This window comes from Dietzia cinnamea NBRC 102147 (assembly GCF_001571065.1).
Lineage (GTDB): Bacteria > Actinomycetota > Actinomycetes > Mycobacteriales > Mycobacteriaceae > Dietzia > Dietzia cinnamea.
Genome location: NZ_BCSW01000030.1, coordinates 11,750 through 37,993 on the forward strand (window position 1 = coordinate 11,750; position 26,244 = coordinate 37,993).

General features: G+C 72.3%; 22 protein-coding genes, 1 tRNA gene, 1 other RNA gene and 1 pseudogene. 11 read left to right on the forward strand and 14 right to left on the reverse strand.

What is annotated here, in order from left to right; all coding sequences use genetic code 11:
• Nucleotides 1–42: 42 nt before the first annotated feature.
• Nucleotides 43–1,554, reverse strand: a complete 1,512-nt coding sequence (locus tag DCI01S_RS11170; RefSeq protein WP_061229292.1) for a flavin-containing monooxygenase — start codon at nucleotides 1,552–1,554, stop codon at nucleotides 43–45.
• Nucleotides 1,555–1,672: 118 nt separating this feature from the next.
• Between DCI01S_RS11170 and DCI01S_RS11175 the strand changes: the two genes are divergently transcribed.
• Nucleotides 1,673–3,286 carry a CYTH and CHAD domain-containing protein gene (locus DCI01S_RS11175; protein WP_061229314.1) on the forward strand — a complete coding sequence of 538 codons (1,614 nt, stop codon included), beginning with the start codon at nucleotides 1,673–1,675 and terminating at the stop codon, nucleotides 3,284–3,286.
• Nucleotides 3,287–3,354: 68 nt separating this feature from the next.
• Here the strand turns inward: DCI01S_RS11175 and DCI01S_RS17240 are convergent, their stop codons facing one another.
• The 6 genes and pseudogenes from DCI01S_RS17240 to cobC all read right to left on the reverse strand — a co-directional run bounded on the left by DCI01S_RS17240 (nucleotide 3,355) and on the right by cobC (nucleotide 8,026).
• Nucleotides 3,355–3,528, reverse strand: a complete 174-nt coding sequence (locus DCI01S_RS17240; RefSeq protein WP_153038742.1) for an SPOR domain-containing protein — start codon at nucleotides 3,526–3,528, stop codon at nucleotides 3,355–3,357.
• Nucleotides 3,529–3,845: 317 nt separating this feature from the next.
• Nucleotides 3,846–4,277: RNase P RNA component class A (gene rnpB / locus DCI01S_RS11180), an RNA gene on the reverse strand.
• Between the two features lie 98 nt (nucleotides 4,278–4,375).
• Nucleotides 4,376–5,029: pseudogene (locus DCI01S_RS11185) on the reverse strand (histidine phosphatase family protein); the annotation flags it as partial.
• Nucleotides 5,020–5,751, reverse strand: coding sequence for a zinc ribbon domain-containing protein (locus DCI01S_RS11190; RefSeq protein WP_061229294.1), 732 nt, complete (start codon nucleotides 5,749–5,751; stop codon nucleotides 5,020–5,022). The pseudogene DCI01S_RS11185 and the gene DCI01S_RS11190, both read right to left, overlap by 10 nt.
• A gap of 11 nt (nucleotides 5,752–5,762) precedes the next feature.
• Nucleotides 5,763–6,920: a Nif3-like dinuclear metal center hexameric protein gene (locus tag DCI01S_RS11195; RefSeq protein WP_061229295.1), complete on the reverse strand. Its 1,158-nt coding sequence runs from the start codon at nucleotides 6,918–6,920 to the stop codon at nucleotides 5,763–5,765.
• Nucleotides 6,917–8,026 carry an Rv2231c family histidinol phosphate aminotransferase CobC gene (gene cobC, locus DCI01S_RS11200; RefSeq protein WP_061229296.1) on the reverse strand — a complete coding sequence of 370 codons (1,110 nt, stop codon included), beginning with the start codon at nucleotides 8,024–8,026 and terminating at the stop codon, nucleotides 6,917–6,919. Before cobC ends, DCI01S_RS11195 begins: the two co-directional genes overlap by 4 nt.
• Before the next feature lie 104 nt (nucleotides 8,027–8,130).
• On the opposite strand from cobC, the gene DCI01S_RS11205 reads away from it, so the two are divergent.
• The 4 genes from DCI01S_RS11205 to DCI01S_RS11220 are packed head-to-tail and all read left to right on the forward strand — an operon-like array spanning nucleotide 8,131 to nucleotide 11,543.
• Nucleotides 8,131–8,799: an HAD hydrolase-like protein gene (locus tag DCI01S_RS11205; RefSeq protein ID WP_061229297.1), complete on the forward strand. Its 669-nt coding sequence runs from the start codon at nucleotides 8,131–8,133 to the stop codon at nucleotides 8,797–8,799.
• The gene (locus DCI01S_RS11210) at nucleotides 8,789–9,265 is read left to right on the forward strand and encodes a low molecular weight protein-tyrosine-phosphatase (RefSeq protein WP_061229298.1); all 477 of its coding nucleotides are present in this window, start codon (nucleotides 8,789–8,791) and stop codon (nucleotides 9,263–9,265) included. Before DCI01S_RS11205 ends, DCI01S_RS11210 begins: the two co-directional genes overlap by 11 nt.
• A 51-nt stretch (nucleotides 9,266–9,316) precedes the next feature.
• Entirely contained in the window at nucleotides 9,317–10,321 is a 1,005-nt protein-coding gene (locus tag DCI01S_RS11215; RefSeq protein WP_061229299.1) for an SURF1 family cytochrome oxidase biogenesis protein, read from the forward strand.
• Between the two features lie 43 nt (nucleotides 10,322–10,364).
• Nucleotides 10,365–11,543, forward strand: coding sequence for an RCC1 domain-containing protein (locus DCI01S_RS11220; RefSeq protein ID WP_061229300.1), 1,179 nt, complete (start codon nucleotides 10,365–10,367; stop codon nucleotides 11,541–11,543).
• Between the two features lie 15 nt (nucleotides 11,544–11,558).
• On the opposite strand, the gene DCI01S_RS11225 is transcribed toward DCI01S_RS11220, so the two are convergent.
• The 3 genes from DCI01S_RS11225 to DCI01S_RS11235 all read right to left on the reverse strand — a co-directional run bounded on the left by DCI01S_RS11225 (nucleotide 11,559) and on the right by DCI01S_RS11235 (nucleotide 13,200).
• Nucleotides 11,559–12,590, reverse strand: a complete 1,032-nt coding sequence (locus DCI01S_RS11225; RefSeq protein ID WP_061229301.1) for a CobD/CbiB family cobalamin biosynthesis protein — start codon at nucleotides 12,588–12,590, stop codon at nucleotides 11,559–11,561.
• A gap of 4 nt (nucleotides 12,591–12,594) precedes the next feature.
• Nucleotides 12,595–12,667: transfer RNA gene (locus DCI01S_RS11230), tRNA-Val, on the reverse strand.
• A gap of 98 nt (nucleotides 12,668–12,765) precedes the next feature.
• A complete protein-coding gene (locus tag DCI01S_RS11235) occupies nucleotides 12,766–13,200 on the reverse strand; it encodes a DUF3052 domain-containing protein (RefSeq protein ID WP_007628241.1) in 435 nt (144 codons plus the stop codon).
• A gap of 305 nt (nucleotides 13,201–13,505) precedes the next feature.
• On the opposite strand from DCI01S_RS11235, the gene aceE reads away from it, so the two are divergent.
• From aceE to DCI01S_RS11260, 5 genes are all read left to right on the forward strand, one after another.
• Nucleotides 13,506–16,301, forward strand: a complete 2,796-nt coding sequence (gene aceE, locus DCI01S_RS11240) for a pyruvate dehydrogenase (acetyl-transferring), homodimeric type (RefSeq protein WP_061229302.1) — start codon at nucleotides 13,506–13,508, stop codon at nucleotides 16,299–16,301.
• Nucleotides 16,298–17,551: a PucR family transcriptional regulator gene (locus DCI01S_RS11245; protein ID WP_082767758.1), complete on the forward strand. Its 1,254-nt coding sequence runs from the start codon at nucleotides 16,298–16,300 to the stop codon at nucleotides 17,549–17,551. The genes aceE and DCI01S_RS11245 overlap by 4 nt, the downstream gene beginning before the upstream one ends.
• 155 nt (nucleotides 17,552–17,706) lie before the next feature.
• Complete coding sequence (locus DCI01S_RS11250) at nucleotides 17,707–18,633, forward strand: ACP S-malonyltransferase (RefSeq protein WP_082767759.1); 927 nt, start codon at nucleotides 17,707–17,709, stop codon at nucleotides 18,631–18,633.
• 105 nt (nucleotides 18,634–18,738) lie between these two features.
• Nucleotides 18,739–18,990, forward strand: coding sequence for a meromycolate extension acyl carrier protein AcpM (gene acpM / locus DCI01S_RS11255; RefSeq protein WP_007629089.1), 252 nt, complete (start codon nucleotides 18,739–18,741; stop codon nucleotides 18,988–18,990).
• A 258-nt stretch (nucleotides 18,991–19,248) separates the two neighbouring features.
• The gene (locus DCI01S_RS11260) at nucleotides 19,249–20,685 is read left to right on the forward strand and encodes an acyl-CoA carboxylase subunit beta (protein WP_061229304.1); all 1,437 of its coding nucleotides are present in this window, start codon (nucleotides 19,249–19,251) and stop codon (nucleotides 20,683–20,685) included.
• 98 nt (nucleotides 20,686–20,783) lie between these two features.
• On the opposite strand, the gene DCI01S_RS11265 is transcribed toward DCI01S_RS11260, so the two are convergent.
• The 4 genes from DCI01S_RS11265 to DCI01S_RS11280 all read right to left on the reverse strand — a co-directional run bounded on the left by DCI01S_RS11265 (nucleotide 20,784) and on the right by DCI01S_RS11280 (nucleotide 25,031).
• Nucleotides 20,784–21,293 (reverse strand): DUF3145 domain-containing protein, encoded by a 510-nt coding sequence (locus DCI01S_RS11265; protein ID WP_061229305.1) that lies wholly within the window; start codon nucleotides 21,291–21,293, stop codon nucleotides 20,784–20,786.
• 252 nt (nucleotides 21,294–21,545) lie between these two features.
• On the reverse strand, nucleotides 21,546–22,391 hold the full coding sequence (locus DCI01S_RS11270) for a serine hydrolase domain-containing protein (protein WP_061229306.1): 846 nt from the start codon (nucleotides 22,389–22,391) through the stop codon (nucleotides 21,546–21,548).
• 130 nt (nucleotides 22,392–22,521) lie between these two features.
• Nucleotides 22,522–24,117: an ABC transporter permease gene (locus tag DCI01S_RS11275; protein WP_061229307.1), complete on the reverse strand. Its 1,596-nt coding sequence runs from the start codon at nucleotides 24,115–24,117 to the stop codon at nucleotides 22,522–22,524.
• On the reverse strand, nucleotides 24,117–25,031 hold the full coding sequence (locus tag DCI01S_RS11280) for an ABC transporter ATP-binding protein (protein ID WP_165001107.1): 915 nt from the start codon (nucleotides 25,029–25,031) through the stop codon (nucleotides 24,117–24,119). Before DCI01S_RS11280 ends, DCI01S_RS11275 begins: the two co-directional genes overlap by 1 nt.
• Before the next feature lie 59 nt (nucleotides 25,032–25,090).
• On the opposite strand from DCI01S_RS11280, the gene DCI01S_RS11285 reads away from it, so the two are divergent.
• Nucleotides 25,091–26,200 carry an alpha/beta hydrolase gene (locus tag DCI01S_RS11285; RefSeq protein ID WP_232302957.1) on the forward strand — a complete coding sequence of 370 codons (1,110 nt, stop codon included), beginning with the start codon at nucleotides 25,091–25,093 and terminating at the stop codon, nucleotides 26,198–26,200.
• Nucleotides 26,201–26,244: the final 44 nt, after the last annotated feature.

The window sequence follows — 26,244 nt, forward strand, 5'->3', positions numbered from 1 at the left end:
CGCGTGCGCGCCAGGGGCGGGACAGTCCGGCGCCGCGGGCGCTCACCGGAGGGCCTCCTGCCCCGTGGGCGTCGCGGCGGCGAGCCGGGCCGTGCTCTGCCGGCGGTAGGCGCTCAGGTCGAACTCGCGGGTCTGCCGGCGGAAGGCGAGCGTGAAATCCGGCCACACGGCCGGGGCGTTGCCCTTGTCGTCGAGGTACCAGCTCCGGCAGCCGGTCACCCAGACGGTCTCACCGGTGTGCTCGCGCAGCTCGCGGTTGTACGCCTCCTGGACGGCCTCGCGGACCTCGACGGTCTGCAGGTCGTGTTCCCGCATGGTGCGCAGCGCGTCCACGAGGTAGTTCAGCTGGGACTCGATCATGTAGATCATCGACGAGTGCCCGAGGCCCGTGGCCGGGCCGACCAGGACGAACAGGTTCGGGTAGCCGGCCACCGTGGTGCCCTTGTAGGCCTGCATGCCCTCGCTGCGCCACTTCTGCGCGAGGGTCCGGCCGTCGGTGCCGCGAACGCGCTCGAAGAACGGCGAGTCGGTGACGTGGAATCCGGTGGCCACGACCAGCACGTCGGCGGGATGCTCGACGCCGTCGGCGGTGACGATCCCGCTCCCGGTGACCCGGGCTATCGGCTCGGTCACGAGGTCGACGTTGTCCCGGCCGAGCGCGGGATACCAGGTGTTGGACAGCAGGATTCGTTTGCAGCCGATCTCGAAGTTCGGGGTGACCTTCTCCCGCAGGGCCCGGTCGCGGACCTGCATCGCGAGGTGCGCGCGGCCGAGCGCCTTGATCGGCGCCAACGCGGCGCGGGTGCGGGTCAGCCCCACCACCTGGAACTCACGGCTGGCGTACTGCAGGGCCCGGACGGCCTTCTGCAGGCCGGGCACGCGGCGGTACAGCGACCGCTCGAGGCGCGGGTAGGGACGGTCCATGCGGGGAAAGACCCAGGGCGCGGTGCGCTGGTAGACGTCGAGGTGACCCACCGTCGGCGCGATGGACGGGACCACCTGGATGGCTGACGCCCCGGTCCCGATCACCGCCACGCGGCGATCGGCCAGCGGGACCGAGTGGTCCCATCGGGCGGTGTGGAAGACGTCGCCCGCGAAGTCCTCGATGCCGTCGATCTCCGGCCGCCTCGGCTCGCACAGGGCCCCGACGCCCAGGACGACCACGCGGGCGTCGTACTCCCCCGCGCTCGTGGACACCGACCAGCGGCCGCGGTCGGCGTCGTACTCAACGGAGGTGACGTCGACCCCGAAGCGGATCTTCTCGCGGACCCCGGTCTCGGCGGTGACCCTACGGATGTAGTCGTAGATCTCCCCCTGCGGGGAGAACGCCCGGGACCAGTCGGGGTTGAGTGCGAACGAGTAGGAGTAGAGGTGGGACGGGACGTCGCACGCCGCGCCCGGGTAGCTGTTGTCGCGCCACGTCCCGCCGACGTCGTGGCCGCGTTCGAGGACCACGAGGTCGTCGAACCCCTCCTGCGTGAGCCGGATCGCCGTGCCGAGGCCGGAGAACCCGGCCCCCACGACGAGGACGTCGACCACGTTCGGCTGATCCACAGTTTCTCCCTACGACGAGTGTGTGATCTGCGACGCTCCCGATCTTACCCGCAAGTAAGTCCTGGTAGGGGTGTAGCGCGGTGGCACGGTGTTCACCGACGGCTGGTACAACCGGTCCATGACGATCAACGAGACCGTCGAGGTCGAGAGCAAGTTCGAGGTCGACGACGACATCCCGGCGCCCTCCGCCGACGCGTTCGCGCCGCTCGTCGTCGACGGTCCGGATGAGTACGAGCTCTCCGCCGTCTACTACGACACGGATGATCTCTCGCTCACCCGGCACAAGGTGACGCTGCGCCGCCGCACCGGCGGGGACGACGAAGGGTGGCACCTCAAGCTGCCCGCCCACGCCGGCCGTGTCGAACTGCAGGCCCCTCTCGGCGACGAGGTCCCGGACGAGTTCCTCTCCGCGGTCGCCGGGCTGGTCCGTCGCCGTCCACTGGCGCCCGTCGCCCGGATCGACAACCTCCGGCGGGTCCACACGCTGCGGGACGACCACGGCGCCGCGGTGATCGAGTTCTGCGACGATCACGTCTCCACCGAGGCCTTCGTGAACGGCGGGTCCGCGGCCACGTGGCGGGAGTGGGAAGCCGAGATCGTCGATCCGGCGCGACCCGACGCACACGCCCATCTCGCGGCCGTCGCCGCCGCGTGCACGGACGCCGGGGCCACCACCTCGTCGTCGTCCTCCAAACTCGCCCGCGCGATCGGACCCCTCCCGGACGCCGGTGACGAGGGCGTCTCCCCCGTCCGCGACGCCCTGGCACGCGACCTGGGCACGCTGCTCGACCACGATCCGGCCGCCCGGCGCACCACCATGGTGGGCGTCCACCAGATGCGCGTCGCGGTCCGCGGGCTGCGCAGCACCATCAGCACCTACGCCGCGGAGCTCGAGGCCGACGCCGCCGACACCGATCTCGACCTGCCCGGGCTGCTCGCCGAGCTCAAGGTCCTCGCCGCCGTTCTGGGCAGACTCCGCGACATCCAGGTGGTCGACGAGCGCCTCGGGGACCTGGCCGCCGGATACCCCGAGGACGTGGTCAGCCCGCAGATCCGTCAGCGATTGCGGGTGGAACTCGACGCGGAGGCCCGGCGCGCGGGTGAACGGGTCACTTCGGCTCTGCTCTCCGACCGGTACCTCGACCTGGTCGACCGGCTCCACGAACTGGCCCGCGTCGCCGGCGGAACCACGGCGAAGGGCGGCAAGAAGAAGCGCCGCGAGGCCGGGGAACTGATGCTGAGTGGCGTCGACCGCCAGTTCAAGAAGTTCACCAAGGTCCGCACCCGCACCGAGCGCGACCTCGCGGAACTCGACCTCACGCTGGCCGAGCGGGAGGAACTCACCCACGTCGTGCGCAAGCGCGCCAAGGCCCTGCGCCGCAACGTCAACGCCCTGCCCGGGACGGACGGGCTCACCGTGGCACCCTTGCGCGACGCCTGTCAGCGCCTGCACACCGTGCTCGGGGATGTGCAGGACAGCGTCACGACCCGGCGGTGGCTCCGCCGCATCGCCCGCCGCGCCGAGATCGCCGGCGAGTCGACGTTCGGGTTCGGGGTGCTGTTCGAGCGCGAGCGCGGCTTCTCCGAGCGAGCCCTCGACGGGTTCGAGAGCGACGCCGCGGCGGTCACGGCCGCCTACCGCGAGTTGTCGGAGTCACGGCGCGCGGCGCGCAAGCGTCGGAAGAAGGACGAGAAAGCCAAGAAGGGCAAGAAGAAGGGCGGCAGAAAATAGCGCCGGTCGCGCGGTCGACGCGCGCGCCGATGAGTCCCCGTAACGCGCGGCGGCCTCGCCGAGTCGGATCAGTCCTTCTCGTCCTCGGCGTCCCACGCCTCGTTGCGCGCCCTGGCCTTGGCCAGCGCCGCCTCCGCCTCGGCTCGCGTGGCGTACGGGCCCATCCGGTTGTCCCAGTTGGTCACCTTGCCCTGCAGCGCCTGACCTGTGGCGATGTCGTAGTACCACTGCTCTTCCGACATGGCGGACCTCCTCGGATCGACGGGCTGGGCTAGCACCCACGACCCTACTAGCGGCGGCCCGTCGACGTGCGGCGTGACGACCTGTGACGCGCGATTGGACAGAGTGCCAGCGCGTCCTCCTCCGGATGCGCTGGCTCTTTGGCTTGTGATGGGAGAATGGTCCATTTCGCCATCACAACCGGGCGATGTTCGAGCAAGCGGCCAGCGTAGGGCGAAGGGACAGCGCATCTCGGGGCCGTCGCGCTGCCACTCTGTACTCGCGGGCTCTCTGGTCGCACTACCGGTCCTGTGCCGAACTGGCGGGGCGCGGGGCGGGGCGAACGAGTCGGCCTGTAAGCCGGATCCTGTGCCCACCGCGTGCGGCGGGCGACGACCATCCATCTGGGCACACCGTCACCGGGTACCTCGAGCGGTCCACCCGCGGACTCGGGCGAGCAGCCCTCCCCGTGCGTCACCGCACGTCCATCCGCGCAGTCGCACCGCGGACGGTGCGACCTTCGACCTTGCTCCGGGCGGGGTTTACCGAGCCACCCCGGTCACCCGGGGTGCTGGTGCGCTCTTACCGCACCGTTTCACCCTTACCGCGCCGGCGTGGGCGCGGCGGTCTGTTTTCTGTGGCACTGTCCCGCGGGTCGCCCCGGGTTGCCGTTAGCAACCGCCCTGCTCTGTGGAGTCCGGACTTTCCTCGGGCCGGGGCCTGGCCACGCGTGGGCGCCGGTTCCCCTGTCCGCGGCCGTCCGGCCGACTCGTTCGCCGCCCCAGTCTAGTCCCCGGCGCGCGCCGGCCGCGGGGCGAGGTGCCGCGTCAGCCGAGGGGCGAGGTGCCGGCCGCGGGGCGAGGTGCCGCGTCAGCCGAGGTGCGAGGTGTCGTTGACCAGGTGGACCGACGTGGGCCCGTCGGAGTAGAAGCGCACATCGGAGACCGAGGCCAGGTCCAGGTGCAGGCGGAACAGGAGCTCGTCGCCGGCGCCGAGCCCGGCGCGGATGGCCAGCTTGATGGGGGTGACGTGGCTGACCACCGCGACCACCTGCCCGGGACGCTCGGCGACGATGCGACGCAGGCCCCGCTCGACGCGCTCTCGCACCACCTCGAAGCTCTCGCCCCCCGGCGGCGGGACAGAAGTGTCGCCGAGCCAGCGGGAATGTGTGTCGGGGTCCTGCTCGGCGGCCTCGCGAAAGGTCAGCCCCTCCCACCGGCCGAAGTCGGTCTCAATGAGGTCGTCGTCCACGATGAGCGGCACGCCGGCGGCCTCGGCGACGCGCTCGGCGGTGCCCAGACACCGCCGCAGCGGCGAGGACACCACGGCGCTCAGGCCGGGCAACGAGGCGAGGCGGCGGGCGGTGCGTTCGGCCTGGGCCAGGCCGAGGTCGGTGAGCTCGGGGTCGCCCTGGCCGGAGTAGCGCCGGTCGACCGAGAGGGCGGTCTGGCCGTGCCGGGCCAACACGATGCGGGTGGGCCTGCCGGTGGCACCGGTCCAGCCGGAACCCGTGCTCACTGGTTGCCGGTACGGACGACGATCACACCGCATTCGGGGCAGGTGAGCACATCGTCGGCCGGCGCGGAGCGGAACGCGGCCACGGTGCTGCGGTCCAGGTCCATCGCACACGCCGAGCACCGGCCCCCGTTGAGGATCGCCGCCCCGACCCCGGCGTTCTCGGCGCTCCGGGAGTAGAGGGCGAGGAGATCCTCGGGGATCCCCTCGGCCTCGCGCGCCCGCTCCGCCGTTGTGGCCGTCACGGCGTCCTCGAGCTCGGCCAGCGCGGTGTCACGCAGTGTCCGCGCCATGCCGATGCGCGCGTCGAGGTCGGTGACGACCGCCCCTGAGTGGCGGACGTCGGCCTGCATGGCCTCGTGGCGTTCGCTGAGCTCGCCGAGTTCGGCCTCGAGCGCCTCCTGCCGGCGGGCCAGCGACCGCAGCTCGTAGTCCAGCTCGGTGGACTGGTGCTCGGACAGGCCGCCGGAGGCCAGCAGGTCGGAGTCGTGGGCGCGGCGACGGCGGACGGCGTCGAGATCCGAGCGCAACTTGGCCAGGGCGCGATCGAGGTCCTCGAGGTGGATCCGGGCCCGGGCGACGGACTCCGTGGCGGCTCGGCGCTCGGCCGTGAGACCGTCCAGCGTCTCCTGCTCGGGCAGGTGCTCTCGCCGGTGTGCGAGACCGGCCAGACGCAGGTCGAGGTCGGCGATGTCGACGAGTCGACGCTGGTGGTGGGGATCGGCCTTCATGGGAGCCAAGACTACCGCTGCCCGCGCGCTCCCCCGGCGGCCACCGTCCACGGATCGGTCCGCAGGTCGCACACGCTCGCGGTGACCCCGGCGCCCTCTTCGAGCAGGGCCGCGGCCTGCGCGCACCACGGGAACTCCAGCGCCCAGTGGGCGGCGTCGACGAGCATCGGCCCGCCCTCGCGCAGGTGCTCGTCCGCGATGTGGTGACGCAAATCCCCGGTGAGGTAGACGTCGGCGCCGGCCGCACGGGCGGCGCCGAGCAGGGAATCACCGGAGCCGCCGCACAGGGCGACGCGCCGGATCTCGGCCTCCGGATCGCCGGCGGCCCGCACACCCCACTCGGTGGTGGGCAAGCGGTCGGCGACGAGTCGGGTGAACGCGGCGAGGGTGGTGGGCTCGTCGAGATCGCAGATCCGTCCGAGCCCGGTGTCCTCCGGCCCGGGGCCGGGTCCGGCGTGGTTGACGAGGACGTCCATCGCGGGCACCTCGTACGGGTGCCCGGCCACGACCGCGCGCCGGACCGCGGAGCGCAACTCGGGCGGGGCCACGAACTCGACGCGGGTCTCGGAGACCTGTTCGGGCTCGCCGATGGTGCCGATACTCGGGTCGGTGCCGTCGCCGGGCCGGAAGCGCCCGGTGCCGCGCACGGAGAACGAGCACTCGGTGTAGCCGCTCATCCGTCCGGCCCCGGCCGCGAACACGGCGTGCAGGAGGTCCTCGAGATCGTCGTCCGGCACGGTCACGACCCACCGGTCGACGGTGCCGTCGCCGGTCGGTGAGAGCGGGGCGCCGGAGGTCAGGCCGAGCGCGTCGGCGAGGGCGTCGTTGACGCCGGGGCGCGCGGAGTCGGCGTTGGTGTGTGCGGCGTACAGGGCGCACCCCCCGGCGATGAGGCGGTGCAGGAGACGTCCCTTGGGCGTGTCCGCGGCCACGGAGTGCACACCGCGCAGGAGCGGCGGGTGGTGGACGAGCAGTAGGTCGGCGCCCTGGGCGAGGGCGTGGTCGACCACGGCGTCCGTGGCGTCCACCGCCACGACGACGCGAGAGACCTCGGAGGCGGGGTCGCCGGCGACCAAACCGACGCGGTCCCACGACTCGGCCAGGCGCGGCGGGTACGCCCGCTCCAACAGGTCGATCACGTCGGCCAGGGTGGGCCTGCCGGTGGTCATGCTCGCTCCCCTTCCAGTCGGTTCCTCGCCGCGTCGGCGGCCGCGTGCCAGGCGCCGACGAGCTCGTCCACCATCGTGCCCGGCCGCACGGCCAGCCGCAGGTAGGACGCGTCGAGGCCCGGGAACGTGTCGCAGCGACGGGTGACCACGCCGCGTCGCACGAGGCCGTCGCGGAACGCCTCCGGATCGACGCCCGGCGGGGTGCGGACCAGCACGAACGGCGCCGACGGGGGCACGGCCACCTCGATCCGGGCGGCGGCGAGGGCCTCCACCATCGCCTCCCGCTCCACCGCGACATCGATGCGTAGGCGGGCGAGCTCGCCGTCCGCGCCGGTCCCGACGCACGCCCGGATCGCCTCGAGCTGGAGCGTGCCCAGCGGCCAGTGCGGTCTGTGAGCGGCGAGGTCCGCCAGCACGGCGGGGTCGCCGACCGCGTACCCCACGCGCAAGCCGGCCAGCGCCCAAGTCTTCGTCAGCGAGCGCACCACGACCAGGCCGGGCAGGTCGGCGCCCGCGAGGGAGTGCCCGGCCTCGTCGTCCACCATGTCGCAGAACGCCTCGTCCACCACGGTCACGCGCCCGGGACGGCACAGCGCCGCGACGGCGGCGCGGGGGTGTAGCACCGACGTGGGGTTGGTGGGATTACCGACGACGACGAGGTCCGCGTCCCCCGGGACCAGTGCCGGATCCAGACGGAACGGGTCCGGCAGAAGGACACGCTCGACTCCGACGCCGGCCCGTCGCAACTCCAGCTCGGGTTCGGTGAAGGACGGGTGCACCACGGCGGCGCGCAGGCGGTGTCGGGCCGCGTGGCCGGCGAGGAGGTGGAACCCCTCCGACGCCCCGCCCAGGAGCAGGACGCGCTCGCGCATCACCCCGTGACGGGCGGCCACGGCCGAGACCGCGGCCTCGTCGTCGTCGCCCCCGGGATATCCCCCCAGGTCGGCGAGGCGCGCCGCCAACCTGTCGCGAAGCCACGCCGGCGGTCCCGACCCGCGCACGTTGACGGCGAAGTCCAGGGCCCCGGGGACCAGCTCGGCGTCCCCGTGGTGACGCAGCGCCGCCCACGACGGCTCGTCGGCGCGGACCCCGGTCGATTCGGTCATGCCGGAAGCGTAGGACGGCGGCCTCGTCGCCCGGCCGCCGCCCGGCACCCCCGGCCCGGCAGCCACCGCCCGACCCGCGCCCCCGCCTCTGGGAGGATGGCGGCATGACCGACCGCCCGATCCTCCTCGTGGACCTCGACGGCACCATCACCGACTCCCTCGACGGCATCGCCCGATCGCTGCACCACGCGCTCGACGTCGTGGGCGCCCGCTGGGACGTCTCCCGCGACATCCGCTCGATCGCCGGGCCGCCCATGATCGACACCCTCGCCTCACTCGGCCTGGCCGGGGCCGACCTCGACCGCGCGATCGACGCCTACCGCGAGCGCTACGACGAGGTCGGCTGGCGCGAGAACGCCGTCTTCACCGGCATGGACACGCTGCTGAACCGCCTGGCCGTGGACGGGTACCGGATGGCCGTGGCCACCAGCAAGGACCAGAACGCCGCCCGCAGGATCCTCGGCCACTTCGACCTGCTCGCGCCCTTCGAGTTCGTCGGCGGCGCCGACATCGGAGTGGGGCGGCTGGCCAAGGCCGACGTCGTCGCGCACTCCCTCGCCGCGATGGGTGTCGAGCCCGTGCCCGACGCCGACGGCGGCACGGACGGGGTGCTGATGATCGGCGACCGCGAACACGACATCGACGGCGCCGCCCGGTACGGCATCCCCACCGCCATCGTGCGCTGGGGCTACGGCCGGCCCGAGGAGTGGGACAGGGCCCGCTGGTCGGCCGTCGACACCGCAGCACTGGAGGAGATCATCCGTGGCTGGTGACCGAACGGTACGAGTGGTGTTCGTCTGCACGGGCAACATCTGCCGCTCCCCCATGGCCGAGGTCATGGCGCGGCACGAATTCGAACAGGCCGGGCTCGGCGACCGGGTGAGGATCTCCAGCGTCGGCACCGGCGACTGGCACGTCGGCCACGGCATGGACCCGCGCGCGGCGTCCGAGCTCGCGGCCCACGGCTACGACACCGCGCACGTGGCCGCGCAGCTGTCCGACGACGACCACGACGCCGACCTGCTCGTGGCGCTCGACAGCGGCCACCGAGACCACCTCGTGCGGGCCGGCGTCGACCCCGACCGGGTCCGGCTGCTGCGCGCGTACGAGCCCGGGGCCGACGGTGCGGACGTGGTCGACCCGTACTACGGCGACGACAGCGGCTTCACCCGCACGCGCAGGCAGATCTCGCGCGCACTGCCCGGCCTCGTCGCCGAGGTGCGCGGCCTCCTGGGGTAGTGGCCGCCACCGCGGCGGTACCCCGCCCCGCTCGACCGATACCCTGGGGGCATGCGGATCCTGCGGCGCTTCCTGACCCCCGGGTGGGTGATCGGGGTCCTCGCGGCGATCCTGTTCGCCTGGGTGTGCTTCGCGTTCCTGGCCCCCTGGCAGCTCGCCAAGAGCGACGACCTCGACGCCCGCAACGCCCGGCTGGTCGAGTCCGTCGAGGCCGAGCCCGCCCCGCTCGACGAGGTCGTGCGCGGCCCGCAGGACTACGCCGAACGTGAGTGGCGGCTCGCCACCCTCGACGGCCGGTGGGAGCCGGACTCCGAGGCCCTGCTGCGGCTGCGGTCGGTCGACGGCGAGCTCGTCTACCACGTCCTGACCGTGTTCGACCCCGTCGACGGGCCGGATCTCCTCGTCAATCGCGGTTACATCCGGGTCGGCGAGAACAACGCCGTCCCCGACTACCCTGCCGCGCCCGACGGCGAGATCGGGATCACCGCGCGCGTGCGCGTCACCGAGCCCGGCCAGGCGGAGCCCGTGGAGCTCGACGGCCGGCCCACGGTCCGCGTCGTCGACCCGGCGGTCATCGGCGACACCCTCGGGCACGACCTCCGGCCCGCCGGGTACCTGCAGCTGACCGGCGATCAGCCCGGCTCTCTCACCCCCGCGCCGATCCCTGGCATCGAGAACGGGCCCCACCTGTCCTACGGCCTTCAGTGGCTCGCCTTCGGCGTCCTCGCCCCGGCCGCCCTCATCTACTTCGCATGGGCCGAGATCCGCGCGCGGCGCCGCGACGACGACGCCGGGCTCGCCGACCGCACGGCGGACGCCGGTGATGCCGCGTCGGGCGGTGGCCCGGACGGCGACGCCGGCTACGCCGGCTCCGGCGTCGACGGGGGTGACGGCCCGGCCCCGAGGAGCGGCGTCGGAGTGTCGGCCGCGGACGACGAGGCCCGGGCCGACGACGAGGTCTCGGCCCGCGAACGCGCGATGCGCGCGCGTTACGGCGACCGCGACGCCGCCGAACAGCGGCGCGCGTTCCGCCGCGCCGACCGCCTGCGGAGCTGACGAACCGCTCGACAAGCGCCCCTCGCCCCAGCAGAATCCGGGGATGCGAATCCCGCGGCGCGCCGTCACCGTGACCACCGCCGTCTGCCTCGCGCTGGGCGGGACGACCGCGTGCAGCCCCGCCGACCGCGCCGTCCTCTTCGCGTCCGCCTGCTCGGACTCCACCGCTTTCCCCACCGCCCCCCGCCACGAGCCCGGACAGGCCCACCTCATCGGTCAGGTGATCCGGAGCGGCCTGCCCATGGGCCCGGTCCCCGGGTGGGACGACGTCGTCTCGGTCGCCGACGCCGGCACCACCCTGGCCGCCGTGCACGCCGGCGGGACCGTCTCCGTGGTGGGCGTCGACCACGACGGCCTCCTCGCCGGGACGGCCGGCGGCGCCGGGCAGACCCTGTTGCCGCGCCGTGTGTCCGGGATCTCGGACGCGATCTCGGTCGCCGCCGTGGGGTCGGCGTTCCTCGTCACCCACGCGGACGGCACGGTGTCCGGCTGGGGCGACTCGTTCATCGCCTCCGGCGGTCTCCGGGGCGACTCCCCGGTCCGCACGACCCCGGCCGCGGTGCAGGGCGTCGACGAGGTGGTCTCCGTCGCCGCCGGCTCCCTCAGCGCCCTCGCCCTCCGCTCGGACGGTGGTGTCCTGGGCTGGGGCGTCAACCTCACCGAGATCCTCGGTGAACCGCCCGGGACCACGGTCCGCCGGATCCGCGACGTCCCCGGGGCGGTCAGTGTGGCCGACGCGAGCGGGGCCGCGGTGATCGCCACCGCGACGGGCGAGGTGTGCGCGTGGGGCAACAACGTCCACGGCCTGCTGGGCGTGGAACCGCGCGGCGGGCAGACCAACCGGCCCGTCCGCGTGGACGGCTTCGGTGACGCCGGTGTCGTGCAGGTGGCCGGCGGCCAGCACTTCGCGCTGGCCCTCGATTCGGCCGGCACCGTCTGGACCTGGGGACGCACCGTCACGGGGATCCTCGGCGACGGCACGACCGACGACACCGTCCTCTCCTCCCCGCGGCCGGTGCCGGGGCTGCCGCCCCTGCGGTGGGTCGGGGCGAGCGAATCGTCCCCCTACGGGATCGACGGCGCCGGCGCGCTGTGGTCCTGGGGCCGCGGCCCCGTGCGCTCGCCGGAACCCGCTCGCGACACCCGGCCCCGTCGCGTCCCGCTGGCCGGACCGGCCCAGACCGTCTCGGGCGCCCTCGTCTTGCTGGCACCGGGAGACTGACCCGCGGCGCCCGGCTCAGTCAGTTGACCCGCGGGCCCCGGATCGGTGGCCGCGCGCGCCCGCGGCGGCAGCGCACACGGCGGCCGCCGCGGCCCCGATCTGCACCGCCCGCATGAGCCGGACGGCCCGCCGGATGTCGACGGGGCTCGGCGCGGGGCCGTCACCGAGGCGGGGCCGCTGCTCCGTCCCGTACGGGTACGGGGTGGGCCCGCCGAGCCGGACGCCGAGCGCTCCCGCGCACGACGCCTCCGCCACGCCGGCGTTGGGACTCGGATGGGACGACGCGTCCCGACGCCAGATCCGGATCGCCTCCGCGGGCCGCCCGCCCACGACCGGGGCTACGGCCGCGGTCAGCAGGCCCGCGAACCGGGCGGCCGGCCACCCGAGCACGTCATCGAGCCGAGCCGACGCCCAACCGAAGTCGACGTAGCGCGGTGAGCGGTGCCCGACCATCGCGTCGAGCGTGTTGGCCGCACGGTGGGCCGCCGCCCCGGCGGGGCCCGCGACACCGGCCCAGAACAGCGTGGCCACCGCGGCGTCGGAGGTGTTCTCCGCGACCGATTCGACCACCGCCCGTGCGAGTTGGCCGGCGTCGAGAGCCCCGGGCTCGCGGCCGCACAACCACGGGAGCAGCCGCCGCGACCCGTCGACGTCGGACCGGTCGAGCAACTCCGCCTGGCGACGGGCGATCCGGAGGAGGGAGGTCCCGCCGAGGCAGGCCCACACCGTGGCCGCCGTGGTCGCCACACGCAGGGCGGGCCTGGCGGCCACGGCCGAGTCGAGACCGCGTACGGCGGCCGTCACCCCGCCGACGAGGACGACGGTGAAGACGACACCGCGGGCGCGAACGGCGACGCGGGCCGCTGTCGTGTCGGGGGCGCCGACGGCCCCGTGGGCGTCACCGGCGTCAACGGGCGGGTCGAGCAGTCCCTCCACACGCGAGGCCACTGCGCCGAAACCGGCCACCGGGTGCCGCCTCGAGGGGTCGGCCAGCGCCGCGTCGACGAGGAATCCGAGGGCGATGCCGCAGGCGCGAGAGGTGTCCATGGGGTGCGCGCGGAGGGAATCGAACCCCCGACCGCTGGTGTGTAAGACCAGAGCTCTAACCGCTGAGCTACGCGCGCGTGCACCGGCGCCTCACGGGCGCCGGTGCGGCTCAGATTATCCCACCGTGGGCCGCGACGCCCCGCGGGGCGGGCACGGAGCTCCCGGCATCCCTGCCCTACTTTCGCGGCATGCTGTTCTTACGGAGCGCGAGCCGACTCCCGACCCAGTCCCCGATGGCCGCCGTCCGGGTCTGGAGCATCCCCGCCGTCTGGGCGGACTCCGCGATGACGGCGGGCTCCACGTGCCCGTCCCGCCCCGTTTTGGGGGTGAGGACCCAGACGGATCCCTCGTCCGCGAGCGGCGTGACGACGTCCATCAGCCGATCGACGAGGTCCCCGTCGCCGTCCCTCCACCAGAGCAACACCGCGTCGACCACCTCATCGGTGTCCTCCTCCAGCAGCTCCGATCCGACGGCGTCCTCGACGGCCTCGCTGATCGACTCGTCGCAGTCGGAATCCCATCCGACCTCCTGAACGAGCATGCCCTCCGTCAGATCGAGCTGACCAGCTACCTGGTCCGCTCCGTCCTGCTGGTTCGCCGCGGCGACCACCGTGGTGTTCCTCCCTCTGTTCCGAGTAGTCCCTAGAGGACTTTCGCTGACCAGGAACACTACCCGTGGTCAGGCACCGGGGAAACGACTACCGCCCATTTACCGGCACGCGGCATCCCGCGACGGTGTCGCGGGTCACGCTTTGGGGCACAATCGGAAACGACGGGCCGACGGTGGCCCGGTCCGAGCCCGACGCGGTCCGCCACACACCCGTGGACCGCGGCGCGGGCCCGACGCTGTACCACGACGAGTGGTGGCCCCACCGGGCCGCCACGGTACGAATCGCAGAAGTGAGGACGAGAAGCATGACCGAGAACGCAGGCCCCAGGAACGGTTCCGCACCCACCAACGTTCCGGTCCTCCGCGAGGGCGTCGCGTCCTACCTGGCGGACTCCGATCCCGAGGAGACCCAGGAGTGGATGGATTCGCTCGACGGTCTGCTCGCCGAGGCCGGGCCCGAGCGGGCTCGTTACCTGATGCTTCGGCTGCTCGAACGTGCCTCGAAACAACGCGTGCCGCTCCCGGCGCTCACCTCCACGGACTACGTCAACACGATCCCCACGAGCCTCGAGCCGGAGTTCCCGGGCGACGAGGCGGTGGAGCGGACCTACCGCCGGTGGATCCGCTGGAACGCCGCCATCATGGTCCACCGCGCCCAGCGTCCCGGCATCGGCGTGGGCGGGCACATCTCGACCTACGCGGGCGCGGCGCCGCTCTACGAAGTGGGCTACAACCACTTCTTCCGCGGCAAGGACCATCCCGGCGGCGGTGACCACATCTTCTTCCAGGGCCACGCCTCCCCCGGCATGTACGCCCGCGCGTACCTCGAGGGTCGGCTCCGCGAGCACGACCTCGACGGCTTCCGGCAGGAGAAGAGCCACCCGGGGCGGTCCCTACCCTCCTACCCCCATCCCCGCTCGATGCCCGAGTTCTGGGAGTTCCCGACGGTATCGATGGGTCTCGGGCCCATCAACGCCATCTACCAGGCGCGGTTCAACCGCTACCTGCACAACCGCGGCATCAAGGACACCTCCCAGCAGCACGTCTGGGCGTTCCTCGGCGACGGTGAGATGGACGAGATCGAGTCGCGCGGCGCGCTGCAGATCGCGGCCAACGACGCGCTCGACAACCTCACATTCGTCATCAACTGCAACCTTCAGCGGCTCGACGGGCCCGTCCGCGGCAACGGCCAGATCGTCCAGGAGCTCGAGTCCTACTTCAACGGCGCCGGCTGGAACGTCATCAAGGTCGTCTGGGGCCGCGAGTGGGACGCGCTCTTCGAGAAGGACACCGAGGGCGCGCTCGTCGCTCTGATGAACTCCGTCTCGGACGGCGACTACCAGACGTTCAGGGCCAACGACGGCGCCTACGTCCGCGAGCACTTCTTCGGCCGCGACCCCCGCACTGCCAAGCTGGTCGAGGACATGACGGACGAGGAGATCTGGAACCTGCGCCGGGGCGGGCACGACTACCGTAAGATCCACGCCGCGTACAAGGCCGCGCTCGAGCACACCGGTCAGCCGACCGTGATCCTGGCCCACACCATCAAGGGCTTCGGGCTGGGCCAGAACTTCGAGGGGCGCAACGCGACCCACCAGATGAAGAAGCTGACGCTCGACGACCTCAAGCTGTTCCGCGACAAGCAGCAGATCCCCATCACCGACGAGGAGCTCGAGGCCGATCCCACCCTGCCGCCCTACTACAACCCGGGGCCGAACTCCCCGGAGATCCGGTACATGCTGGACCGCCGTGCCGCGCTGGGCGGGCACGTGCCCGAACGGCGACAGACCTTCACCCCGTTGAACGTGCCCGACGTCGACGCCCTGAAGTCGCTCCGCAAGGGCTCGGGCAAGCAGGCCGTGGCCACGACGATGGCCCTCGTGCGAACCGCCAGGGAACTCATGCGCGACGAGTCGCTGCGCGACCGTTTCGTGCCCATCATCCCGGACGAGGCCCGCACCTTCGGTATGGACTCGTGGTTCCCGACGCTGAAGATCTACAACCCGCACGGCCAGAACTACACCTCGGTCGACCACGAGCTCATGCTGAGCTACAAGGAGGCCAAGAACGGCCAGATCATGCACGAGGGCATCAGCGAGGCCGGTTCGGTGGCCGAGTTCACGGCCGCCGGAACCGCGTACGCCACCCACGGCGAACCGATGATCCCGCTGTACATCTTCTACTCGATGTTCGGCTTCCAGCGGACCGGCGACGGGATCTGGGCCGCCGCCGATCAGCTCGCTCGGGGATTCCTACTCGGCGCGACCGCCGGCCGCACGACCCTCACCGGCGAGGGCCTCCAGCACATGGACGGACACTCCCCGCTGCTGGCGGCGACCAACCCGGGCATCATCTCCTACGACCCCGCCTGGGCCTACGAGGTCGCGCACATCATGCGTGCCGGCGTCGAGCGGATGTACGGGCCGGGTTCCGCCCACGAGACGGAGACCGACGGCATCGACCGCAATGTCTCCTACTACATCACCCTGTACAACGAGCCCGTTCCGCAGCCGGCCGAGCCCGAGGACCTCGACGTCGACGCCCTGCTGCGGGGCCTGTACCGCTTCCGCGCGGCCGGGTCCGGCACCCACAAGGCGTCCATCCTGGCCTCGGGTGTGGCCATGTACGCCGCCGTCGAGGCACAGAAGATGCTCGCCGAGGAGTGGGACGTCGCGGCCGACCTGTGGTCCGCGACCTCCTGGACCGAGCTGGCCCGCGACGGATTCGAGTGTGAGCGCCACGCCCTGCGCCACCCGGACCAGCAGCCGCGCACCCCGTTCGTAGCGGCGGCGCTGGCCGAGGCCGACGGGCCCAAGGTCGCGGTGAGCGACTTCCAGAAGGCTGTGCCGGACCAGATCCGCGCCTGGGTCCCTGGAGACTTCACGGTCCTGGGTTGCGACGGTTTCGGGTTCTCCGACACCCGCCCGGCCGCGCGTCGCTTCTTCAACACCGACGCCGAGTCGATCGTCGTCGCCGTGCTGGCGGGGCTCGTCCGCGAGGGCGCCATCGAGAAGGTCACCCTCCTCGAGGCCGCGCGTCAGTACCGGATCGACGACGTCATGGCCGCCCCCGAGCCGACGACGGATCCCGGAGTGGCGTGACCGAGACGTCCGACCCCGCCACCGGGGAGAGGGAGCCGGAGCGCGTCCGGCGGCGGTCGTCCACGCCGCCGGACGACAGGCCGGTCTCCGACGCGCTCCTCAAGCGCATCACGCGGTACTCGGGGACTCTGTCCACCGAGGCGGTTCGCGCCCTGGAGCAGGAGCTGCCGTTCTTCGCCGAGCTGTCGGCGGACCAGCGCGCGGAGATCCAGCTGATCATCCAGAGCGCGGTCCGTGACTTCGTCACCTGGGTGCGCAACCCCGAGGCGCCGCACACCGACACCATCGCCGGCTTCAAGCTGTTGCCCAAGGGCGTCGGTCAGGGGCTCACCCTGCAGCAGACGGTGCAGCTGGTGCGCTCGACCCTCGAGTACTTCGAGCTGGTGATGCCCCGGATCACCCACAACGAGCGACAGCGCGGCCTGATGATCGCGGCCGTTCTGAAGTTCGGCCGCGAGCTGGGGTTCACCGCGGCCTCCGTGTACGCCGCGGCGGCGGAGAACCGCGGCGCGTGGGACACGCGCATGGAGGCGATGATCGTCGACGCCGTGGTCCGCGGGGACCGGCACGCGGACCTCATCTCCGGTGCCTCCGCACTGAACTGGGACCCGACAACCGCGGCCACGGTCATCATCGGGACCCCGAGGGAGGACCTGGGTCTCGCCTCGGTCCCCGCCGTCCACCGGGCCGCCGTCTCGTCCGACCGGCACGCACTGGCCGTGGTCCAGGGCGCCCGCCTCGTCGTCATCCTCTCCGGAGAGCTGGAGTCCTCCGCTTCGATCCCACCCGCCCTTCTCGACGCGTTCTCCTCGGACGCCCCCGTCGTCCACGGCCACACCGTGGGCTCCCTGGTCGAGGCCCCGGACAGCGCGGCGGAGGCACTGTCCGGGGCGGCGGCGGTGAGCGGCTGGCCCGGCGCGCCGCGGCCCGTCGCGGCGATCGACCTCCTACCCGAGCGCGTCCTCGGGGGCGACCGCGGCGCGGCGGCGATGTTGGTCGACCGGATCGTCACGCCCCTGCGGGGTGCGGACGCCTCTGTCGAGGACACCCTTCGGGCCTATCTCGACTCAGGTGGGCACGTGGAGAAGTGCGCTCGCGAGTTGTACGTCCATCCCAACACCGTGAGGTACCGCTTGAAGAGAGTGGGTCAAATCACTAAATTCGACCCCCTCACCGCGCGGGACGCCTTCGTGCTGAGAATCGCACTGGTCCTCGGGAAGTTTGCCGAAAGAACTACTCAAGAAGGCTAAATATTCACTCGCGTCACACCCTGTAACGAATCCACGCCGTGCGGAGATGGACGAGCGGCCAGCTTGCAATTTGTGGGAACCCTACAAAATCCCGGGCTCGTTTCTGGCTTCGGGGACATCATCCGAACGGGGCCCGGCCGTGTTGTCTGATACCCGTGCTTTGCCTAACCGCCCCTGGACAAGGGTCACAGAAAGCCGGGATGCTCGCGCCCTGGCTCGAGCTGCCCGGCGCCTCCGACCGTCTCGCAGACTGGTCCGCGTCAAGCGGACTCGATCTCGAGCGCCTCGGCACCACGGCGACCCTGCAGGAGATCACCGACACCGCGGTGACCCAGCCACTCGTCGTGGCCTCCGCGCTCCTCGGTGCCGCGGAGTTGCGCCGACGCGGTCAGGTTCCCTCTGACACGCTGGTCGCGGGCCACTCGATCGGCGAGATCGCGGCGCTGGCGATCGCCGGCGTGGTCTCGGAGGCGGACGCCCTGCGCCTCGCGTCCGTGCGGGGGGCCGCGATGTCACGGGCGTGCGCGCAGCGACCGACCGGGATGATCGCCGTTCTCGGCGGGGTCGAGGCCGACGTGCTGCTGGCCCTGGACAACGCCGGGCTCGCGCCGGCGAACCGAAACGGCGCGGGGCAGATCGTCGCCGCGGGCCCGCTCGAGGCCTGCGACGCGCTCGAGCAGAACCCGCCCACCCGGGCGCGCCTGCGACGGCTCGAGGTCGCCGGCGCGTTCCACACGAGCTACATGGACTCCGCCGTCGACGAGTTCCGCGCGCTGGCCGACACGGTCGAGGTCAACGATCCCGACCTGACGCTGCTGTCCAACGCCGACGGCGTGGCCGTCGCGTCGGGGCGCGACGCCCTCGACCGGGTCGTCTCGCAGATCACCCACCCCGTGCGCTGGGACCTGTGCACGCAGACCATGCTCAAGCTGGGCGTCGACGCGTTCGTCGAGCTCCCGCCCTCGGGTGCCCTGGTCGGACTGGCTAAGCGCTCGATGCGTGACGTCGCCCGCCACGGCGTGACCGTCCCCGAGGACATCGAAACCGCTCTCGAGACGGTGCCCGCACTCAGCGGGGCCTGAAGCTCCCCCGACCACCCCCGCTCGTCGGCCGTCGCCGATGATCGGGTACGAAAAACGTCCGTCGCGCCCGTCGGGCACGACTTCACCCATCAGAAAGGACATCACATGGCACGCACCGAGGCCGAGATCATCGCAGGACTCGCGGAAATCGTCGAGGAGGTCACCGGGATCGAGCCGTCCGAGGTGACCCCCGAGAAGTCCTTCGTCGACGACCTCGACATCGATTCGCTCTCCATGGTGGAGATCGCCGTGCAGACCGAGGACCGTTACGGAGTGGAGATCCCCGACGAGGACCTCGCCAAGTTGCGTACCGTGCAGGATGCGGTCGATTACATTCAGAAGATCGACCAGAGCTGATGTCACGCCTCGTTCGTCGGGGCGGGGACGCGTTCAGGGCCGAAGGTGCGGTCGGTGCACCACGTCGAGCCCGCGTCCCCTCCCCGCGTGCGGGGCACTTCACAGATCGCCCCGCCCAGTGCGGGGCGCCGGGCACGAGGTCCGGAAGCGGGACGGGGGTCCCGCTTCCCGTCATAGTCCGCCCACAAGCCAGTCCGGGGGTCCGTCACAGGTGCGCGCTCCCTCCCCGGGACGTGCACCAAGGAAAGGACTGCACTCATGACCATCACCAGCGCTGTTGACCAGAACACCCAGATCGATCCGCGCGACCCGGTCGTCCGGCTCGCGAACCTCTTCGATCCCGCCTCGCTGGAGTTCATCACCGAACCCGACGCCTCGGGAGCCCTGGCGGCACGGGGCCTTATCGACGGTGAGCCCACCATCGCCTACGCCACGGACGCCACCGTCATGGGTGGCGCCATGGGCCTCGACGGGTGCCGGCACATCGTTCGCGCGATCGATGTCGCGATCGACGAGCGGCTGCCCATCGTGGGCGTCTGGCACTCGGGAGGTGCCCGACTCGCGGAGGGCGTCGAGGCCCTGCACGCCGTGGGTACCGTCTTCGAGGCCATGGTCCGCGCCTCGGGTCTGGTCCCCCAGATCTCCGTCGTGCTCGGGCCCGCCGCCGGTGGCGCCGCCTACGGCCCCGCCCTGACCGATGTCGTCATCATGGCGCCGGCGGGCAAGATCTTCGTCACCGGGCCCGACGTGGTCCGCTCGGTGACCGGCGAGCAGGTCGACATGGAGGGCCTGGGCGGCCAGGACGTGCACCACCGCAAGTCGGGCGTGTGCCACATCGCCGCTGAGGACGAGCGTGATGCTCTGAACCGGGCTCGCCGTCTGGTGACTCTCCTGACCGCGCAGGGTGAGTTCGACCAGCGGCTCCTCGAGGGCGACCACACGGACCTCGCCGGACTGCTACCGGAGTCGCCCAGGCGCGCGTACGACGTCCGCCCACTCGTTCACGGCCTGCTCGACTCCTCCGAACTGGACGGCAACACCACGTTCGAGGAGCTGCAATCCAAGTGGGCGCCGAGCATCGTCGTGGGCTTCGGTCGGATCGCCGGCCGCACCGTCGGCGTGATCGCCAACAACCCGCTCCGGCTGGGCGGGTGCCTCAACTCCGAGTCGGCGGAGAAGGCGTCCCGTTTCGTCCGCCTCTGCAACGCCTTTGGTGTGCCGCTCGTCGTGATCGTCGATGTGCCCGGGTACCTGCCCGGCGTCTCGCAGGAATGGGACGGCGTGGTGCGCCGCGGCGCCAAGCTCCTGCACGCGTTCGCGGAGGCGTCGGTCGCCCGGGTCACGCTCGTCACGCGCAAGATCTACGGCGGTGCCTACATCGCCATGAACTCCCGCGCGCTCGGTGCCTCCGCCGTGTTCGCGTGGCCGGACGCCGAGGTGGCGGTCATGGGCGCGAAGGCGGCCGTCGGAATCCTCCACAAGCGCACCCTCGCGGCCGCGCCGGAGGACGAGCGCGAGGCCCTGCACGAGCGGCTGGCCGAGGAGCACGCGGCGATCGCCGGAGGCGTCGGCCGCGCCGTGTCGATCGGGGTGGTCGACGAGGTCATCGAGCCGACCGACACCCGTCGTCGTCTCGCCGAGGCCCTGGACGCCGCCGCCCACACCCGCGGTCGGCACAAAAACATCCCGCTGTGACCTGACCCGTCGGGTCGGTCTCACGCACGAGAAGGCGCCCGCCCCCGGGAGATCCGGGGGCGGGCGCCTTCTGTCGTGAGTGCGGGAGGCGCGGCGGGTCAGCCGACGCGCGAGAGCCAGGTGACCTCGGAGGCGGCCGGGTGGCCGCGCAGTGGTTCGAGCGCGCGGTCCCACGGTGTGCCGAGCTCCGCCTCGACGGCGGCGTGGAAGGCGGCGGGGCCGGCCTTCATGAGGTGGCGCAGCCGGTTCTCGCTGACGACGACGTCGCCACTGGCGCCGGTCTGGCCCCGCCACATGCCGAGTTCGGGCGTATGCGAGAAGCGTTCGCCGTCGACGAGGTCGCTCGGGTCCTCCGTCACCTCGAAGGACAGCATCGACCACTTGGCCAACGACTCGGCCAGCCGCGCACCGGTGCCGACCGGGCCGATCCAGTCGACGATCGCTTTGCGAGCGCCCGGCTGGGCCGGCTGGTCTTCCCAGCGCATGGCCGAGTTGGCGTCGAGCGTGCTCGCCAGAGCCCACTCGACGTGAGGACACAACGCGGTCGGCGCGGCATGGATGAACACCACGCCGGTCGTCGTATCCGCGAGATGGTTATGGTCAGACATCACTTCACTCCCGACTCACTGAGGGACGTCTTCCCCAACGACCTCGCGAAATCGTGTGAATGATGTGGCTTGTGTTGTTGTTGATTACTACTGTGCCTGAAGTGGCTGGATTACACCAGTGACACTTCTGGACTCTCAGCAAAGTTACAGCACCGTGATTCCGATGCCGGGCGGCCCCTCGGCGTGTCGGCCAGCCCACCGGACGGCTCATCGATCCGCCCGGGCCGGACCCGGGCACCGGCGGCGGCGCGGTTACCGCCCGAGCGCCTCGACGACGCCGTCGGACAGCTCCGGCCACAGCGGCTTGGCCCAGTCGCCGAAATCGCGGTCGGTGAGCACGACCAGCGCCGCGGACAGCGCGGGGTCGACCCACAGCAGCGTCCCCGACTGCCCGAAGTGGCCGAACGTCCCGGCCGAGTTCCGCGAACCGGTCCAGTGCGGGTCCTTGTCCCCGCGCAATTCGTACCCCAGCCCCCACGGGCACGGTTTCTGCATCCCGTACCCGGGCACGATCCCGTCGAGCCCGGGGAACTGCTCGGTCACGGCCTCGGCGAGGGTCTCGGTGGCCAGCAGTCGCGGCGCGACGAGTTCGCGTGCGAAGGGCACGAGGTCCGCGATGCTGGCGGAGGCGCCGTGCCCGGCCGAGCCCTCGAGGCCGGTGGTCTCCATCCCGAGCGGCCGGCACACTGCCTCGTGGAGGTACTCGGGGAAGTCGATCCCGGTGGCGTCGGCGATGTGGTCGGCCAGCACCTCGAACCCGGCGGATGAGTAGATACGTCGCCGGCCCGGCTCGGTGCGGACCCGGTCGCGGTCGGCGAAGTCGAGTCCGGAGGCGTGCGCCAGCAGGTGGCGCACGGTGGAGCCCTCGGGACCGGCGGGATCGTCGAGGCCGATCGCCTCCTCCTCGGCCGCCAACAGGGCGGCCGTGGCGACGAGCGGCTTGGTGACCGAGGCGAGGCGGTAGACGCGACTGTCGTCGCCGTGCGTCGCGAGCGCGCCGTCGGGTCCGACGACCGCGGCCGAGACGGTGTCCACCGGCCATTCCCCGACCACCGCCAGCGCGGCGGCGAGTGCGTCTCGATCGACCTGGTCCGACATCGGTTCCTCCCTGGTTCGCGTCCGGCCGGCGGCGCCGGCGGCAGTGCCCGTCAGTCTGTCAGGTCGGCGTGGACGCCGCGCCGGGGCGGGCGGACCCCGAGGCGGGCTGTCCCCGCACCGGGTCGGGCGGTCAGGGCCGGGGCACGTCGCGGCGCCGGAACGCGGCGAGCCCGGCGGCGACCAACACGGCGCCGCCCACGAGCAGGACGATGACGCCCGCGGTGTCGACGGGGCCGGCGGGGGCGGTGCCCACCGCGCCGAACGGCGACAGGCGCATCTGCGCCTCGGTGAGTCGGAGCGTGGGGCCCATGAGGGTGACGACGACGGCGAGGGCGAACGGAGCCCAGGCCAGGACCTGCAGTCGCGGGGCCGCGCCGAACAGGCAGACGGAGACCCCGACGAACAGCAGCGCGGCGGGCAGCTGCCACGCGCCCGCGCCGAGGATCCGACCCACCAGTTGCGGATCGTCGAGCACCGCTGCCGCGGACACGGCGAACGCGGCCGCGCCGGCGAGTACGACCACCGCGGTGCCGGCCGCCACGACCGCCGCGTGCCCGGCCAGCCAGGACCACCGCGACCGCCCGGCGGCCAGCATGAGCTCGAGTCGACCCGAGGACTCCTCGCCGCGCAGCCCGCCGAGGCTCTGCAGCGCGAACCCGGCGCCGAGGAACCCTGCGAACGCGACGAGCATCTGCACGATCGTGTCGACCAGGGCGTCCGGGTCGCCCAGGAAGACGGCCAGGTCCGGGTTGGCGACGATGGCCTCCACCGTGACGTCCATGAGGGCGCCGTAGACGGCCATGAGCGCGACGACGCCGACCGTCCAGCCGGTGAGCGCGCCGAGGTGGTGGTGGAGGGCGGCGCCGGCATGGGAGGTGCGCCACCGCGACGCGGTGGCGGGCCCGGTGCGGGCGGGCACCACCCCCGAGCCGAGGTCGCGGCGGGCCGCGAGCCACAGCGCGAGGGTGGCCAGCGCGGCGGCGGCCGCGAGCGACACCGCGAGAGGGAGCGGGGACGACTCGCCGAACGGCCGGGTCAGCCCGTGCCAGCCGAGCGGGGACGCCCAGCTCAGCCAGTTCTCCTCGGCGTCGCCGACGCCGCGCGTGACGAGGGTCAGTCCGGCCACCGCGAGGGACGCCGCCCAGACGGTGCGGTGGTGCGCGAGGACCTGGGCGAGGACGGCGGTGGCCGCGGCGTAGACCCAGCCGGTGGCGACGATCGAGGCCACGTACAGCGCCGCGCCGCCGCGGTCCACGTCGAGCGCCAGCGTCGCGGCCCAGAGGCCGGCGCCCAGTGCGAGGAAGACCCCGGCGACGACGACGAGGGCCGCCGCCACCGGGGCGAGCCGGCCGACCCCACCCGCGACGAGGAGTTCCGATCGTCCGGACTCCTCCTCCCGCCGGGTGGAGCGCGCGGTCAGGGCGATCGCCATGAGCGGGACCCCGAAGCCGACGAGGAACGAGTACTCGTTCATCACCACTCCGCCCGGGGTGTCGAGGCCGGCCACCCGACCGGTGAGCATGACCATCGTCTCGCCGACGGAGGCGCTGTACGCGGCGAGCTCCTCCGGGGTGTCGTAGAGCGTGGCGATGGACAGTCCGGTGGCGAGGAACAGTGCGACGGCCCCGACGACCCAGGCGACCATCGCCGGCCAGCCGGTCCGGAGCGCGATCCGGCTGAGCAGGCCGGTACCGGCCAGGCGCGCGCCGACGAGGGGTGCGCTCATCACCGGGCTCCGGAGTAGGCGCTGAGGAAGAGGTCGTCGAGGCTGGGCGGGGTCGCGGTGAGGGTGTGGACGCCGGCGGCGTGGAGGATGCCGGTGACCTCCCCGAGCGCGGGCGCCGGGACGTGGCAGCGGATGTCGAACCGGCCGTCGCCGGCGTCGCCGATCCGTAGGTCGTCGACGCCGCTCACGCGGTCGAGCTCCCGTGGGTCGGCGTCGGTGACGGCGTGGACCTCGGTCGTGGTGTGGCGCCGCAGATCGGCCAGCGTGCCCGAGCTGACGGTCCGCCCGTCGCGGATGATGCTCACGCGGTCGGCGAGCGCCTCGACCTCCCCCATGATGTGACTGGACAGCAGCACGGTCGCACCCGCGTCGACGGCCTCGCGCACGCAGTCCTGGAAGACCCGCTCCATGAGCGGGTCCAGGCCGGAGGTGGGTTCGTCCAGCACGAGCAGGTCGGCACCGGAGGCCAGCGCGGCGATGAGCGAGACCTTCTGCCGGTTGCCCTTCGAGTAGTCGCGGGTGCGCCTGGTGGGGTCGAGGCGGAACCGCTCGACGAGCTCGTCGCGCCGGGCCGGCTGGAGCCCGCCCAGCGACCGGCCCACCAGGTCGATGCACTGGCCGCCCGTGAGCCGCGGCCACAGCGTGACCTCGCCGGGGACGTAGGCGACCCGCGAGCGCAGCCGGACGGCGTCGCGCCACGGGTCGGCGCCGAACACGGTCGCGGTGCCGGAGTCCGCGCGCACGAGCCCCAGCAGGACGCGGATGGTGGTGGACTTGCCGGCGCCGTTGGGACCGAGGAACCCGTGGATCTCACCACGGCGGACCTCCAGGTCCAGCCCGTCGAGGGCCCGCACTCCCCCGAACGTCTTGACCAGCGCCTCGACCCGGATGACGTCGTCGTCTTCTGAACGCATGACCAGCTCCTTCGACCAATCACCATCGATCATCCCGCGTTCCACGTCACAATGTGGCCATGCGCCCCGCACTGTCACCCTCTGGAATGTCCGGCCACCGTGCCTTCACGCCGTCGCTCGGCGACCGACTGACCAAAGCCGTCATGACGGCCGCCGGATATCTGCCCGGCCCCCTGCTGCGCCCAGTGGCAGGTGCTCCCCGGCGCGTCGACGGACAGGTCCTCGATCCGCACTTCCAGGCCGGGCTCCGGGTCATCTCGCTCATGTCCGAGGGGGAATACCAGGACCTCACCCTCGAGCGGGCGCGCTCCGTCGTCGAGAGGTCGGCCTACACCGTCTCGGGGAAGAAGATCGACCTCGCCGTCGTCACCGACATCGTCCTCCCGCTCGGCGGTGACGATCCCGACCGCGTCGACCTTCCCGCACGCCTGTACTCGCCCGTCGACGGCGACGAGGCGCTGCCGGTCCTGGTGTACTTCCACGGCGGCGGGTGGGTGCTCGGCAGCATCGACTCGCACGACGCGACGTGCCGCTACATCGCCGACACCGGCCGCCTCAAGGTCATCAGCGTGGACTACCGGATGGCGCCGGAGTTCCTCTTCCCCACCGCCGCCGAGGACGCCCTGGCCGCGTTCCGGTACGTCCGCGACCACGCCGCCGAACTCGGCGTGGACCCGCAGCGCATCGCGGTGGGCGGCGACAGCGCCGGTGGCAACCTCGCCGCGGTGGTGTGCCAGCAGGCCCGCGACGCGGGCGAGAAGACACCGGACTTCCAGCTGCTGTTCGTCCCGGCGACGAACATGTCCGCCCGGACCCGCTCCTACGAGCTGTTCGGCGAGGGCTACTTCCTCACCCGCGGCAACATGGACTGGTACGAGCGCACCTACATCCGCTCGGACGACGACCGGCTCGATCCCCGCGCGTCTCCCCTGCTGGCCACGGACTTCTCGGCGCTGCCGCCCGCACACGTCGCCACGGGCGGGTTCGATCCGCTGCGCGACGAGGGCGAGGCGTACGCCCGCCGGATGGCCGACGCCGGGGTACCGGTATCGCTGCGGCGCCACGCCACGCTGGTCCACCCGTTCGTCAACGCTGTGGGCGCCACCCCTCTCGCCAGGGCGGCGCTGTCCGAGGCGGTGGGCGCGATGAGGATGGCGTTGACCTACTAACCCGGGTGATTCATGGGAATCTGCGGATCGCTGGGCGAAAATAA

What these genes read in the sequence shown, in the direction of transcription:
- DCI01S_RS11280 (WP_165001107.1), bottom strand. Translation starts at nt 25,031, where the DNA reads ATGCGTTCAGAAGACGACGACGTCATCCGGGTCGAGGCGCTGGTCAAG.
- DCI01S_RS11205 (WP_061229297.1), top strand. Translation starts at nt 8,131, where the DNA reads ATGACCGACCGCCCGATCCTCCTCGTGGACCTCGACGGCACCATCACC.
- DCI01S_RS11195 (WP_061229295.1), bottom strand. Translation starts at nt 6,920, where the DNA reads ATGACCACCGGCAGGCCCACCCTGGCCGACGTGATCGACCTGTTGGAG.
- DCI01S_RS11260 (WP_061229304.1), top strand. Translation starts at nt 19,249, where the DNA reads ATGACCATCACCAGCGCTGTTGACCAGAACACCCAGATCGATCCGCGC.
- DCI01S_RS11285 (WP_232302957.1), top strand. Translation starts at nt 25,091, where the DNA reads ATGCGCCCCGCACTGTCACCCTCTGGAATGTCCGGCCACCGTGCCTTC.
- DCI01S_RS17240 (WP_153038742.1), bottom strand. Translation starts at nt 3,528, where the DNA reads ATGTCGGAAGAGCAGTGGTACTACGACATCGCCACAGGTCAGGCGCTG.
- DCI01S_RS11225 (WP_061229301.1), bottom strand. Translation starts at nt 12,590, where the DNA reads ATGGACACCTCTCGCGCCTGCGGCATCGCCCTCGGATTCCTCGTCGAC.
- DCI01S_RS11215 (WP_061229299.1), top strand. Translation starts at nt 9,317, where the DNA reads ATGCGGATCCTGCGGCGCTTCCTGACCCCCGGGTGGGTGATCGGGGTC.
- DCI01S_RS11275 (WP_061229307.1), bottom strand. Translation starts at nt 24,117, where the DNA reads ATGAGCGCACCCCTCGTCGGCGCGCGCCTGGCCGGTACCGGCCTGCTC.
- cobC (WP_061229296.1), bottom strand. Translation starts at nt 8,026, where the DNA reads ATGACCGAATCGACCGGGGTCCGCGCCGACGAGCCGTCGTGGGCGGCG.
- aceE (WP_061229302.1), top strand. Translation starts at nt 13,506, where the DNA reads ATGACCGAGAACGCAGGCCCCAGGAACGGTTCCGCACCCACCAACGTT.
- DCI01S_RS11190 (WP_061229294.1), bottom strand. Translation starts at nt 5,751, where the DNA reads ATGAAGGCCGATCCCCACCACCAGCGTCGACTCGTCGACATCGCCGAC.
- DCI01S_RS11220 (WP_061229300.1), top strand. Translation starts at nt 10,365, where the DNA reads ATGCGAATCCCGCGGCGCGCCGTCACCGTGACCACCGCCGTCTGCCTC.
- DCI01S_RS11270 (WP_061229306.1), bottom strand. Translation starts at nt 22,391, where the DNA reads ATGTCGGACCAGGTCGATCGAGACGCACTCGCCGCCGCGCTGGCGGTG.
- DCI01S_RS11265 (WP_061229305.1), bottom strand. Translation starts at nt 21,293, where the DNA reads ATGTCTGACCATAACCATCTCGCGGATACGACGACCGGCGTGGTGTTC.
- acpM (WP_007629089.1), top strand. Translation starts at nt 18,739, where the DNA reads ATGGCACGCACCGAGGCCGAGATCATCGCAGGACTCGCGGAAATCGTC.
- DCI01S_RS11175 (WP_061229314.1), top strand. Translation starts at nt 1,673, where the DNA reads ATGACGATCAACGAGACCGTCGAGGTCGAGAGCAAGTTCGAGGTCGAC.